General features: G+C 73.9%; 14 protein-coding genes. 8 read left to right on the forward strand and 6 right to left on the reverse strand.

What is annotated here, in order from left to right:
* Nucleotides 1–36 precede the first annotated feature (36 nt).
* From ADL08_RS37380 to ADL08_RS29810, 5 genes are all read left to right on the forward strand, one after another.
* On the forward strand, nt 37–183 hold the full coding sequence (locus ADL08_RS37380; protein WP_159043146.1) for a hypothetical protein: 147 nt from the start codon (nt 37–39) through the stop codon (nt 181–183).
* Nucleotides 180–572: a type II toxin-antitoxin system death-on-curing family toxin gene (locus tag ADL08_RS29795; protein WP_053648449.1), complete on the forward strand. Its 393-nt coding sequence runs from the start codon at nt 180–182 to the stop codon at nt 570–572. The genes ADL08_RS37380 and ADL08_RS29795 overlap by 4 nt, the downstream gene beginning before the upstream one ends.
* A gap of 100 nt (nt 573–672) precedes the next feature.
* Entirely contained in the window at nt 673–2,469 is a 1,797-nt protein-coding gene (locus ADL08_RS29800; protein WP_053648451.1) for a DEAD/DEAH box helicase, read from the forward strand.
* Between the two features lie 418 nt (nt 2,470–2,887).
* Nucleotides 2,888–3,529 carry an IclR family transcriptional regulator gene (locus tag ADL08_RS29805; protein WP_053648453.1) on the forward strand — a complete coding sequence of 214 codons (642 nt, stop codon included), beginning with the start codon at nt 2,888–2,890 and terminating at the stop codon, nt 3,527–3,529.
* Nucleotides 3,530–3,677: 148 nt separating this feature from the next.
* Nucleotides 3,678–4,472, forward strand: coding sequence for a S16 family serine protease (locus tag ADL08_RS29810; RefSeq protein ID WP_053648455.1), 795 nt, complete (start codon nt 3,678–3,680; stop codon nt 4,470–4,472).
* On the opposite strand, the gene ADL08_RS29815 is transcribed toward ADL08_RS29810, so the two are convergent.
* The 4 genes from ADL08_RS29815 to ADL08_RS29830 form a co-directional block, all read right to left on the reverse strand.
* Nucleotides 4,426–5,748, reverse strand: a complete 1,323-nt coding sequence (locus ADL08_RS29815) for an MFS transporter (protein ID WP_053648457.1) — start codon at nt 5,746–5,748, stop codon at nt 4,426–4,428. The genes ADL08_RS29810 and ADL08_RS29815 overlap by 47 nt on opposite strands.
* Nucleotides 5,745–5,933, reverse strand: coding sequence for a hypothetical protein (locus tag ADL08_RS29820; RefSeq protein ID WP_053648459.1), 189 nt, complete (start codon nt 5,931–5,933; stop codon nt 5,745–5,747). The genes ADL08_RS29815 and ADL08_RS29820 overlap by 4 nt, the downstream gene beginning before the upstream one ends.
* A 50-nt stretch (nt 5,934–5,983) precedes the next feature.
* The gene (locus ADL08_RS29825) at nt 5,984–6,589 is read right to left on the reverse strand and encodes an ArsR/SmtB family transcription factor (RefSeq protein ID WP_053648473.1); all 606 of its coding nucleotides are present in this window, start codon (nt 6,587–6,589) and stop codon (nt 5,984–5,986) included.
* Nucleotides 6,590–6,693: 104 nt separating this feature from the next.
* The gene (locus tag ADL08_RS29830) at nt 6,694–7,173 is read right to left on the reverse strand and encodes an Lrp/AsnC family transcriptional regulator (protein WP_053648461.1); all 480 of its coding nucleotides are present in this window, start codon (nt 7,171–7,173) and stop codon (nt 6,694–6,696) included.
* Nucleotides 7,174–7,294: 121 nt separating this feature from the next.
* On the opposite strand from ADL08_RS29830, the gene hppD reads away from it, so the two are divergent.
* Nucleotides 7,295–8,440: a 4-hydroxyphenylpyruvate dioxygenase gene (gene hppD / locus ADL08_RS29835; protein ID WP_053648463.1), complete on the forward strand. Its 1,146-nt coding sequence runs from the start codon at nt 7,295–7,297 to the stop codon at nt 8,438–8,440.
* Between the two features lie 387 nt (nt 8,441–8,827).
* On the opposite strand, the gene ADL08_RS29840 is transcribed toward hppD, so the two are convergent.
* Nucleotides 8,828–10,234, reverse strand: a complete 1,407-nt coding sequence (locus ADL08_RS29840; protein WP_234352313.1) for a tetratricopeptide repeat protein — start codon at nt 10,232–10,234, stop codon at nt 8,828–8,830.
* A 98-nt stretch (nt 10,235–10,332) separates the two neighbouring features.
* On the opposite strand from ADL08_RS29840, the gene ADL08_RS29845 reads away from it, so the two are divergent.
* Nucleotides 10,333–11,751: an FAD-binding oxidoreductase gene (locus tag ADL08_RS29845; RefSeq protein ID WP_053648467.1), complete on the forward strand. Its 1,419-nt coding sequence runs from the start codon at nt 10,333–10,335 to the stop codon at nt 11,749–11,751.
* Between the two features lie 28 nt (nt 11,752–11,779).
* Here ADL08_RS29845 and ADL08_RS29850 read toward each other — a convergent pair whose 3' ends face one another.
* A complete protein-coding gene (locus ADL08_RS29850) occupies nt 11,780–12,271 on the reverse strand; it encodes an SsgA family sporulation/cell division regulator (RefSeq protein WP_053648469.1) in 492 nt (163 codons plus the stop codon).
* A gap of 345 nt (nt 12,272–12,616) precedes the next feature.
* Between ADL08_RS29850 and ADL08_RS36080 the strand changes: the two genes are divergently transcribed.
* Nucleotides 12,617–12,905: DUF2510 domain-containing protein (locus tag ADL08_RS36080; protein ID WP_159048508.1), on the forward strand; the 289-nt coding region annotated here is incomplete at its 3' end.

Genomic DNA, 12,905 nt, shown 5'->3' on the forward strand with positions numbered 1-12,905 from the left:
TGGCACCGGTACGGCGCCGATCGCTACCGTTCCGGCATGGCCACGCACCCGCACTCCCACGACGACCGCCCCGGAGCCCCCGTACGGCGGGAAGCCGACGCTCCCGCCCGGGAGGCGGCCGTGCGCCGGGCCGCCGAGGAGCAGGCCGCCAAGTGGCACGAGCTGATGGAGCGGCTCAAGTGAGCCGCGTCCGCCTCTCCACCGCGGACGTCCTGATCGTCGCCGAGCACGCCGTGGACGACCAGCCCTTCGTCGTCCGCGACGCCGGACTGCTCGACTCGGCCGTCCACCGGCCCTCGGCCACGGTGTTCGGCGAGGAGGCGTACCCGGACCTGCTGGGCAAGGCCGCCGCGCTCCTGCAGTCCCTCGCCGTGAACCACCCCGCCGTCGACGGGAACAAGCGCACCGCCCGGCTCTCCTGCGTGACCCTCCTCGCCCTGAACGGCGTCCAGCTCCGTCCCGACGTCGACGCGGCGGAACGCCTGGTCATCGCCGTCGCCACCGGGGAGACGGACGGGGTCGGGGAGATCGCGGCCGGCCTCCGGGCACTGATCGACCCCGACGTGAGGTGAATCGCACCCGGGTGGGAGACCCCCCGTCGGGTACGAGGTCCGGGCCGGGCCGCCGGTAAGGTGGCCCGGTTGTCATATCTGGACGAGCGTCGAACCGGAGATCGTGACTACCACCGCCCCCTCCTCACACCACCTCTCTCCCGCCTTCCCCGGCCGCGCCCCCTGGGGCACCGCCGGCAAGCTGCGCGCCTGGCAGCAGGGCGCGATGGAGAAGTACCTCCAGGAGCAGCCCCGCGACTTCCTCGCGGTCGCCACCCCAGGAGCCGGCAAGACCACCTTCGCGCTGACCCTCGCCTCGTGGCTCCTGCACCACCACGTCGTGCAGCAGGTCACCGTGATCGCGCCCACCGAGCACCTGAAGAAGCAGTGGGCCGCGGCCGCCGCGCGCATAGGGATCAAGCTGGACCCGGAGTACAGCGCGGGGCCGCTCAGCAAGGAGTACGACGGCGTCGCCCTCACCTACGCGGGCGTCGGCGTGCGGCCCATGCTCCACCGCAACCGCTGCGAGCAGCGCAAGACCCTCGTCATCCTGGACGAGATCCACCACGCCGGAGACTCCAAGTCCTGGGGCGAGGCCTGCCTGGAGGCCTTCGAGCCCGCCACGCGCCGCCTCGCGCTCACCGGCACCCCGTTCCGCTCCGACACCAACCCGATCCCCTTCGTCACGTACGAGGAGGGCAACGACGGCATCCGCCGGTCGTCCGCGGACTACACGTACGGCTACGGCAACGCCCTCGGCGACGGGGTCGTCCGGCCGGTCATCTTCCTCTCCTACAGCGGCAACATGCGCTGGCGCACCAAGGCCGGCGACGAGATCGCCGCCCGCCTCGGCGAGCCGATGACCAAGGACGCGGTCTCGCAGGCCTGGCGCACCGCCCTCGACCCGCGCGGCGACTGGATGCCGAACGTGCTGCGCGCCGCCGACCAGCGGCTCACCGAGGTCCGCAAGTCCATCCCGGACGCGGGCGGCCTCGTCATCGCCTCCGACCAGGAGTCGGCCCGCGCGTACGCCAAGCTGATCCGCGAGATCACCGGCACCCGGCCCACCCTCGTCCTCTCCGACGACACGGGCGCCTCGAACCGCATCGACGAGTTCAGCGGGAGCGAGGACCGCTGGATGGTCGCGGTCCGCATGGTGTCCGAGGGCGTCGACGTCCCCCGCCTCGCGGTCGGCGTGTACGCGACGACGATCTCGACGCCGCTCTTCTTCGCCCAGGCCGTCGGCCGCTTCGTGCGTTCCCGCAGGCGCGGCGAGACCGCGTCCGTGTTCCTGCCCACGATCCCCAGCCTCCTCGGCTTCGCCAACGAGATGGAGGTCGAGCGCGACCACACGCTCGACCGGCCGAAGAAGGCGGGCGAGGACGAGGACCCGTACGCCGAGTCCGAGAAGGAGATGGCGGAGGCCGAGAAGCAGCAGGACGAGGACACCGGGGAGCAGGACATGCTGCCCTTCGAGGCGCTGGAGTCCGACGCCGTCTTCGACCGCGTCCTCTACAACAGCGCCGAGTTCGGCATGCAGGCCCACCCCGGCAGCGAGGAGGAGCAGGACTACCTGGGCATCCCCGGCCTCCTCGAACCCGACCAGGTGCAGCTCCTCCTCCAGAAGCGCCAGGCCCGGCAGATCGCGCACAGCCGCAAGAAGCCGGACACCGAGGCGGACCTCCTGGAGCTGCCCGCCGAGCGGCGGCCCGTCGTCTCCCACAAGGAGATGCTCGAACTGCGCAAGCAGCTGAACACGATGGTCGGCGCGTACGTGCACCAGAGCGGCAAGCCGCACGGCGTCATCCACACCGAGCTGCGCCGGGTGTGCGGCGGCCCGCCGAGCGCGGAGGCCACCGCGGGGCAGATCCGGGAGCGGATCAAGAAGGTCCAGGAGTGGGCCACCCGCATGCGCTGAGACCCGCACCGGCCCATGGACCCGAGGCCCGTACGCGCTGCCGCGTACGGGCCTCGGCCGTCCCGTCGTGACGCGGGACCGGCACCGGTGCCGACCCCCACGGCCGGCTCCGGAACCACCTCCACGCTACGAGCACGACATAGCCGTTCTTGTCGCCCGAAGTCCTCTCTCCGGCCGACGAAGGTCCCGAAACGTCTCCATCCGGTCGCCGGCGCCCGGATTCTGGACGAGGTCTTCCGCTGAGCGGAGCGGGTCGCTACTGTCCCGGCTCAAAAGCATTCGCCCCGTGGCAGCGCCGCCGCGGAGCGCAGCCGGTGTACCCCTTCCTGCCGGCGGCCTCTGACGTGCGTCGCCGCGGGACCGGCGAGGCAACCCCGTGAGAGTCCCGCCTCCATCCCACTCCGAAGGAGAGGGCGTCGTGACCGCGGAGACCTCCCAGACGCTCGACCGGGGACTCAGAGTCCTCAAACTGCTCGCCGACACCGACCACGGCCTGACGGTCACCGAGTTGTCCAACAAACTCGGCGTCAACCGGACCGTGGTCTACCGCCTGCTCGCCACGCTGGAACAGCACGCCCTGGTCCGCCGCGACCTCGGCGGACGCGCCCGCGTCGGCCTCGGCGTGCTGCGGCTCGGACGCCAGGTCCACCCCCTGGTGCGCGAGGCGGCGCTGCCCGCCCTGCGCTCGCTCGCCGAGGACATAGGGGCGACGGCCCACCTCACCCTGGTCGACGGGGCGGAGGCGCTCGCGGTCGCGGTCGTCGAACCGACCTGGACCGACTACCACGTGGCCTACCGGGCCGGCTTCCGCCACCCGCTGGACCGGGGCGCGGCCGGCCGCGCCATCCTCGCCGCCCGCCAGGGCGGCCTGACCGAACCGGGCTACACCCTCACCCACGGCGAACTGGAGGCCGGCGCGAGCGGCGCCGCCGCCCCCCTGGTCGGCGTGACCGGCGTCGAGGGCAGCGTCGGCGTCGTCATGCTCGCCGACGCCGTCCCCGAGCGGGTCGGCCCGAGGGTGGTCGACGCGGCCCGCGAGGTCGCGGACGCGCTGCGCTAGGGCGCGCGGCGGCCGGGACGGGTACGGGCGTACGGGCAGGGCCCGAGCCTTCGGGGCCGGCCCGCCCCTGACCGTGCCCGGGCCCGTGCGCGCTCCCCCCGACCGTGCCCCGGCCCCGTACCCCCGCGCGTCCCAGTAGATTGGACGCGTGCTCTCCCGTCTCTCCCGTCCCCGTGCCCTCGCGCTCGGCGCGCTGCCCGTCGTCGCGCTCCTCGCCGTCGTCGGGCTCGCGCCGCTGCCGTACGCGATCGCGCAGCCCGGTTCGACCGCCGACGTGCTCGGCGAGGACAAGGGGAAGCCGGTCATCACGATCACCGGCGCCCCGGTGCGGGAGACCGAGGGGCAGCTGCGGATGACGACGATCCTCGCGACCGGGCCGTCCGCGGACATCCGCTTCGGGGACGTGACCGACGCCTGGTTCCGCACCGACCGGGCCGTCCTGCCGAAGGGCTCCGTCTACCCCTCGGGGAAGTCGGACGCGGAGATCGAGAAGCACAACCTCGGCCAGATGAAGCAGTCGCAGGACGCGGCCGCCCTCGCCGCCCTCGGCCATCTGAAGATGGACCCCGAGAAGGTGAGGGTCACCCTGAACCTCGCCGACGTCGGCGGTCCCAGCGCCGGGCTCCTCTTCTCCCTCGGCATCGTCGACAAGCTCGACGGCGACGGGGACGGCGGCGACCTCACCGGCGGCCGGACCGTCGCCGGTACGGGCACGATCGCGCCCGACGGGAAGGTCGGCGCCGTCGGCGGGGTCTCCCTCAAGACGCAGGCCGCCGCCCGGGACGGCGCCACCGTCTTCCTGGTGCCGAAGGCGGAGTGCTCGGACGCGGAGGCCGAGCTGCCGAAGGGGATGCGGCTCGTCCCCGTCACCGCCCTCGGCGACGCGGTGGCGTCCCTCAGGGCCCTGGAGCAGGGGCAGGACGCGAAGGTCCCGTCCTGCTGACCCCTTCTTCGGCGGGGGCGGACCCGGGCTTCGCGTCCATGTCCCGCCACGCCGGGAACACCAGCGGCGAGAGCGTCGTCAGGAAGTAGAGCGCCCCGACCCCGAGCAGCGTCGCCGACAGGCCGACCCGCTCGACCAGGAGGCCGGCCGCGAGGCCGCCCAGCGGGGTCGTGAGCAGCACCCCCGCCGTGCTCGCGCCCATGACCCGGCTGCGGAGCCCCTCGGGGACCCGCTCGTACGTCACCGTGGACAGGATCGGGTTGAGCACCCCGGCGCCGAACCCGGACGCCGCGAGCGTCACCAGGAGCGGCGCCGTGGTGTCGGTGAGCGCGGCCACCACGTACGGCGGGGCGCCGCCGACCAGGAACCCGGCCGTGAACACGGCCCGGCGCGGGAAGCGCTCCCCGACCGCCCCGTAGAGCAGCGCCCCCGCGAGGGCGCAGCCGCCGAAGACCGCGACGAGCAGGCCCTGGGTGGCGGGGCCGCCCAGCTCCTCCCGGGCGTGGACCGGCAGCAGGACCGAACTCCAGCTCTGGCTGAGGCCGTTGGTCACCATCACCATCACGGTGATGCCGAGCAGCAGTTTGGCCCGGAACAGGAAGGCGTATCCCTCGCGCAGATCGGCCCGGTAGCGGGCGGGGGAGAGGCGCGGGCCGTCGCGCACCGGCTCCGCCGCGGGCACCCCGCGCAGTCCGGCCAGGACGAGCAGCGCGGAGAGGACGAAGGTCGCGGAGTCGAGGAGCAGGACCGTGTCGGCGCCCATGAACGCGACGAGCAGCCCGGCGACGGCGGCGCCCGCCATCCAGGCCCCGCGCGACACGGCGTCGTACAGGCTGGCGGCCCGGGTGAGCGAGGTCCCGGCCCGCCCGGCCAGGTCGGGGACCAGGACGCGCCGGGCCGTCTCGCCGGGCGCGTGGCACAGGCCGTTGACCGCCATCAGGGCGCACAGCATCCAGAACCGCAGGGCCCCTGCGTGGTGCAGGAGCGGGATCGCGGCGAGCGCCAGGCCGCAGACCAGGTCGGAGGCGACGCTGACCCGGCGGCGGCCGAGCCGGTCGATGACCGGCCCGCCGGCGAGGGCGGAGACGAGGACGGGCAGGGCGGCGCAGAAGGCGACGAGCCCGGCCTTGCCGGGGCTTCCCGTGGTCTCCAGGGCGAACCACGGGACGCCGATGAGGGTGAGCGAACTGCCGGTGATCGATACGGCGTTGGCGGTCAGGACGGTGGCCAGCGGCCGTGCGTCCCCTTTCTTTTTTCCGCCCTCCGGCGCGGTCACGCGGCCAGGGTGACCGGGCGGTCGGCGGGCGTCGCGAGCCGCAGGCCCAGCTCGACCAGGCGCCAGCCGAGCTGGACGCGCAGGGAGGGGGAGGCGGACTCCTCGCGGGTGAAACGGAGTTCGGCGGTGCGGTGGGCCTCGGCGGCGGTCAGGGCGTGCAGCTGGAGGTGGATGTCGGCATGCATGGTGCGTGGTCCTTCCGTGCTGGGTTCGGGATGCCCGGCGGGCGCGGCGCTCAGTCCTCGCGCTGCGGGAACGCGTGGAGGTGGACCCGTATGCGCTCGGCGTCCGGCGCGTCCTGCTCGGGGGCGGTCCGGTACTCCTCCATCAGGGCGTGCGCCTTCTCGCTGAGCTCGCGCAGCTTCGCGGGCGGCAGCCGCAGCGTGAAGTCGCTCATGTCGGCGGAGCCGAGCCACTTCTGGTCCCAGTCGCCCCGGGTGCCGAGGTAGGTGTTCAGCTCCTGGGTGTGGATCGTCGCGATCTCGTGGAGGTAGACGTCGACGGCGCCCCGGACCTCCGGGTCCTCGTTCCGGTAGAGCGACTCGTCGAAGACCGTGCCGCCCGGGACCGCCTTCCACCACCGCTCCCGGCCCTTGCCGCGCTCCGGGTCGTCCTCGACGAAGCCGTGGGCGGCGAGCTGGCGCAGGTGGTAGCTGGTCGCCCCGCTGGACTCGCCCAGCCGCTCGGCCAGTTGGGAGGCGGTGGCGGAGCCCTGGCGGCGCAGGGCGCGCAGGAGCTGGATGCGGAGGGGGTGGGCGAGGCCGCGCAGGGAGCGGGGGTCCAGGGAGCGGACGACGTGTTCTCCGGGGGTCTCCCCGGGGCGCTTCTCGGGCTCGGGCATGCCCTGAGCGTAGACGTGCAAAGAAGTACTTGCAAGGCTTTCTTTGCAAGTACTTCTTTGCAGTGTTTCCTTTGCGTCCCCGGCCCGGCGCCCGCCGGGTCCCGTCACGTCAGCGGCTCCCCGCTCGCCGCCTGCTCCACCAGCGGGATGATCCGCAGCGGCACCGGGTTCTCCATCACGATCGCCGTGGACGCCCGCACGATCCCCTCGAACCCCACCACCTTGTCGATCACCCGCTGGAGGTCCGCGTTGGAGCGGGCCACCAGTCGGCAGAGCATGTCCCCGTGCCCCGTGGTCGTGTGCAGCTCCAGGACCTCCGGCACCGTCGCCAGGTGCCCCCGCACGTCCGCGCCCTGCCCCTGCTTGATCTCCAGGGTCGCGAAGGCAGTCACCGGATAGCCGAGCGCCGCCGGGTCCACCTCCGGCCCGAACCCCCTGATCACCCCCGACGCCTGGAGCCGGTCGAGCCGCGCCTGCACCGTCCCCCGCGCCACCCCGAGCCGCCGGGACGCCTCCAGGACCCCTATGCGCGGCTCGCGCGCGAGCAGCGCGATCAGCCGCCCGTCCAAATGATCGATCGCCACAGCGGCCCCTCCGTAGTCAGGATGTACAAGTCGCACGGCCATGCTCGCGTGTCGCTGTGCAGATTGACCAGGGGAACAGCAAACTCTTGCGCACCTTGCCGAACGAAGGGACATTGCTGCCATGACTGAGACCATCCACCACACCCCCTCCACGGCGCGGCAGGCCGATCCCTTCCCCGTGAAGGGAATGGACGCGGTCGTCTTCGCCGTCGGCAACGCCAAGCAGGCCGCCCACTACTACTCCACCGCCTTCGGCATGAAGCTGGTCGCCTACTCCGGACCGGAGAACGGCAGCCGCGAGACGGCGAGCTACGTCCTCACCAACGGCGCCGCGCGCTTCGTGTTCACCTCCGTCATCAAGGCCTCCACCGACCGGGGCCGCTTCCTCGCCGAGCACGTCGCCGAGCACGGCGACGGCGTCGTCGACCTGGCCATCGAGGTCCCGGACGCCCGCGCCGCCTACGCGTACGCCGTCGAGCACGGCGCCACCGGCGTCACCGAGCCGCACGAGGTGGAGGACGAGCACGGCACCGTCGTCCTCGCCGCCATCGCCACCTACGGCAAGACCCGCCACACCCTCGTCGAGCGCTCCGGCTACAGCGGCCCGTACCTGCCGGGCTTCGTCGCCGCGAACCCGATCGTCGAGCCCCCGGCCAAGCGCACCTTCCAGGCCATCGACCACTGCGTCGGCAACGTCGAGCTCGGCCGGATGAACGACTGGGTCGGGTTCTACAACAAGGTCATGGGCTTCACGAACATGAAGGAGTTCGTGGGCGACGACATCGCGACCGAGTACTCGGCGCTCATGTCGAAGGTCGTCGCGGACGGCACCCTCAAGGTGAAGTTCCCGATCAACGAGCCCGCGATCGCGAAGAAGAAGTCGCAGATCGACGAGTACCTGGAGTTCTACGGCGGCGCCGGCGTCCAGCACATCGCCCTCGCCACCAACGACATCGTCTCCACCGTGCGCGCGATGCGGGCCGCGGGCGTCGCCTTCCTCGACACCCCCGACTCGTACTACGACACCCTCGGCGAGTGGGCCGGCGAGACCCGGGTGCCCGTCGAGACCCTGCGCGAGCTGAAGATCCTCGTCGACCGCGACGAGGACGGCTACCTGCTCCAGATCTTCACCAAGCCGGTCCAGGACCGCCCGACCGTCTTCTTCGAGATGATCGAGCGCCACGGCTCGATGGGCTTCGGCAAGGGCAACTTCAAGGCCCTGTTCGAGGCGATCGAGCGCGAGCAGGAGAAGCGCGGCAACCTCTAGGGGCCGCCCACGCGCGCGAGGGGGTCCGGGGCAGCACCCCGGACCCCCTCGCCGCGCCACCGACCGGGCCGGCCCGGGCCCGGCCGTCCGCCGGACCCGGCGTCCGGCCCCGGCGTTCCGGCGGGACACGGGGCCTGCCCGGGACGCCACCCTTCAAGGACGGCCGGGTACGCGCGCGCACCTGACCACACGCGCGCGTACCCGGCTGCACGTCCCCCGTACGCCGTCCCGCACGGCACCCGCACCCGCACCGTGCCTACGCGCGCGTGCCCGCACCCGCACCGTGCCTACGCGCGCGTGCCCGCACCCGCACCGCGCCTCCGCGCGCGTACCCGGCTGCACGTCCCCCGTACGCCGTCCCGCACGGCACCCGCACCCGCACCGTGCCTACGCGCGCGTGCCCGGCCCCGCGGCCGCCTTCTCCGTGCGCGGGGGCTCCACTCCCTCCGGCAGCTCGTCCGGCGGCTCCCCGACCGCCGCCAGCGCCGCCGCCGCCCTCGGGGCGTGCAGGGGCGAGAAGGCCGGGTTGATCCGCAGGGCCTCCGCCAGATGGCGCCGGGCCGGGCCCCGGAGGCCGAGGGCCCGCTCGACCTCGCCCCGGTGGTACGAGAAGAGGGCGCTCCGCAGCCCCTCGTCCGTGGCCCGCCTCACGTACTCCAGGGCCTCCTCCGCCCGCCCCGACCGGAAGAGCGCCCACCCCAGCGCGTCCGCCACCCCCACCGAGCGGTGCCCGCGCGCCCACTCCGCCCGCAGCCGGACGACCGCCGCCGCCGGGTCGCCGTGGTCCGCGCCGAGCAGCCCCAGGGGCACCTCCGCCCGCGCCCAGGTGCCCGTCCGCAGCCGCTCGTACCGCGCCCGCGCCTCCTCCGCCAGGCCCAGCGACTCGTACAGCTCGCCCGCCTCCAGGACGTACTCCGGCAGCGGCAGCCGGGCCAGGGCCGCCGACCACTCCCGTACGGCCTCGTCCGTGCGCCCCAGGGCCGCGAGCGCCCGCGCCCGGCCCGCGAGCGAGGGCCCGTGGTCCCGTACGAGCCGCAGCGCCGCCCCGTACCGCTCCAGGGCCTCCTCCGGCTCGCCCCGCTCCCACGCCAGGTCCCCGAGCCGCCCCAGGGCCGCCGCCCGCTCCGCGTCCGCCCCCGCGAGCGCCACCGCGTCCAGGCCCGCCGCGTCCGCGTCCTCGCGCCAGCCCCGGTCGCGGTACGTCTGCGCGGCACGCGCGCGTACCACCGCGCCCGTGTGCAGCTCCTCCAGCTTCTCCATCGCCTCGCGCGCCGACCCGTACGCGCCCAGGCCGTTGTAGGCGTCGATCAGGACCGGGTACACCGGCCAGCGTCCCGGCTCGACCTTCCGCACCCGCTCGCCCCACTCCCTGGCCGTCCGCCAGTCGCCCCGCGCCCCCGCGAGGACCCCCAGGCCCAGCTGCGCGGCCGTGTTGCCGCGCGCGGCGGGCCGCTCGGCCAGGGAGCGGCGCAGCGCCTCCTCGGCCCGCGGATAGTCCCGTACGTCCCCGAGGCGCGTCCCGCGCTCCGTGTACGCGGCGCCGAGCTCCGCCCAGGACGCCCCGTCGTCCGGATGCGCGCGCAGCCACGCCTCCCGGTCCGCGATCAGCGCGGCCAGGTCCGGGAGCGCCGCCGGCGCGCCCGCGTGGGCCGCGATCACCGCCCGCTCCGCCGGTCCCGGCGGGGGCGGCGCCCCCCGGCCGAGGAACTCCGGGGCGCACAGCAGCGCCGTCGCCGCGAGCACCGCCCCCACTCCGGCGGCGAGGACCGCCCTCGACACGTTCTGGCTCTTCACGGCACTCACTGTGCGCCCGCGCCCGGCCGTACGAAGAGCACACGAAGCGCCCGCTCCGGCGGGTTCACACCGATGGCCCCGGGTGCCACGCTGGACGCATGGACGATCTCCAGAGGCAGCGGCTCCCGAGGCAGCAGAAGGACGACCTCCGGTCACGGCTCCACGAGCGCCTGCTCACCGGACTGCCCGCCGAGGCCCTGCTCACCGACCCCGACGTGACCTCCTCCTACGCCCACGACATGGCGAGCTTCTGCACGGCCGGCACCCCCGCGGCCGTGGTGCTCCCGCGCACCGTGGAACAGGTGCGGCACGTCATGCGCACCGCGACCGAACTCCGGGTCCCCGTCGTCCCGCAGGGCGCCCGCACCGGCCTCTCCGGCGGCGCCAACGCCTCCGACGACTGCATCGTGCTCTCCCTGGTGAAGATGGACCGGATCCTGGAGATCGACCCCGTCGACCGGATCGCCGTCGTCGAACCGGGCGTGGTCAACGCCGTGCTGTCCCGGGCCGTCGCCGAACGGGGCCTGTACTACCCGCCGGACCCCTCCAGCTGGGAGACGTGCACCATCGGCGGCAACATCGGCACCGCCTCCGGCGGCCTGTGCTGCGTCAAGTACGGGGTCACCGCCGAGTACGTCCTCGGCCTCGACGTCGTCCTCGCCGACGGACGGCTCCTGACCACCGGCCGCCGCACCGCCAAGGGCGTCGCCGGATACGACCTGACCCGGCTCTTCGTCGGCTCCGAGGGCAGCCTCGGCGTCGTCGTGAAGGCCGTCCTCGCCCTCAAGCCGCGGCCCCCGGTACAACTCGCGCTCGCCGCCGAGTTCCCCTCCGCGGCCGCCGCCTGCGCCGCCGTCTGCGCGATCATGGAGCGAGGCCACACCCCGTCGCTCCTCGAACTGATGGACCGCACGACCGTCCGGGCCGTCAACGAGCTGGCGCGCATGGGTCTGCCCGACACCACCGAGGCGCTCCTCCTGTGCGCCTTCGACACCCCCGACCCGGCCGCCGACCTGGCCGCCGTCGGAGAGCTGTGCACGGCGGCGGGCGCCACCGAGGTCGTGCCGGCCGCCGACGCCGCCGAGTCCGAACTCCTCCTCCAGGCCCGCCGGCTCTCCCTCACCGCCCTGGAGACCATCAAGTCCGCCACGATGATCGACGACGTGTGCGTGCCCCGCACCCGGCTCGCCGAGATGCTCGACGGCACGGCGGCCGTCGCGGAGAAGTACGGCCTGACCATCGGCGTCTGCGCGCACGCGGGCGACGGCAACACCCACCCCGTCGTCTGCTTCGACCACACCGACGAGGACGAGTCGCGGCGGGCCCGCGAGTCCTTCGACGAGATCATGGCGCTCGGGCTCGCCCTCGGCGGCACGATCACCGGCGAGCACGGCGTCGGCGTCCTCAAGAAGGAGTGGCTGGCCCGCGAGTTGGGACCGGTCGGCCTGGAGCTCCAGCGCGGGATCAAGGCGACCTTCGACCCCCTGGGGCTCCTCAACCCCGGAAAGCTCTTCTGAGGCTCCCCGGAAGGGCCCGCGCACGGGATCAGCGCTCGCCGTCCTGCGACTCGTCCGACGGCCACGGGTCGCGCAGCCACAGGTCGTCGGCGGCCACGGTGGCCGCGAGCAGTTCGGCGAGCCCGTCGTCGATGCCGAGCCGCTCCGACTCGGTGCCCGGCGGCACGGCGCGCAGGGTCCGCTCCAGCCAGGCGGACACCTGCGCGGACGGGGCTTCGAGCAGGGCGTCGCCGTCGGGGGAGGAGAGCGCCATCAGGACGACGCCGCGGCCGTCGACCTTGGTGGGCCAGATGCGGACGTCCCCGTGGCCGCAGGCCCGGAAGACGCCCTCGACGAGCAGTTCGCGCGCGAAGGTCCAGTGGACCGGGTGGTCCGTGCCGACGTGGAAGGTGATGTGGACGGCGTACGGGTCGTCGGTCCGGTAGGCGAGCCGCGCGGGCACCGGGACGGCGCGCTCGGGGGAGAGCACCAGCTTCAGCTCCAGCTCGCGCTCGACGGTGGTGTCGTCGGTGTTCTGCATGGTCGTACTCCTTCTCACGGACGGCCCCGGGCGGGCCTTCGCCAGGAGAGAGCGGGGTGCCCGCGACTCATTACGCGACTTCGGGAAGATTTTTCCGGGAAGTTTTTTCCGCTCCCGTGTGCCCGGGGTCCTGCCGGGCATGCTCCTCTGGACGAGCGAACGGAAGGCATCGGCCCGAACATCACACGGAGTGACCGATTCCGGGGAGTGTCGCCCGAAGGCGGCCTTTCTCACCCGCTCCTTCCTCCCTCGGCGACGTTCTTCGTTACTGTCATCCCTGGGCGCGGCACGCCCGGCGCGCTGCCGTGCGGATCAAGGGCGTTGTGACTGAACGGAGTCGGGGCAGTGGCTACTCCTCCTGGAGGCGGCGGAGAGGTACCGCAGGCGGGGTACTACCCGGACCCGTCCATTCCCGGGTACATCCGGTACTGGAACGGGGGCGCGTGGGTTCCCGGCACGAGCCGGCCCGCCCCCTCGGACGACGACGCCCCGCCCCACCCGCCCGCGGCCCCGGCCGGCCCGATCCTGGCCTCCGGCCCCGCTCCCGCCCCCGTCGCCGCCCCCGCTCCCGCGCCGGCCGCCGGGCCCGAGCGGCCCGCCGCCTCCGTACCGGCCCAGGCGCAGGCCCCGGACC

It is taken from the genome of Streptomyces sp. NRRL F-6492, from assembly GCF_001280125.1.
Lineage (GTDB): Bacteria > Actinomycetota > Actinomycetes > Streptomycetales > Streptomycetaceae > Streptomyces.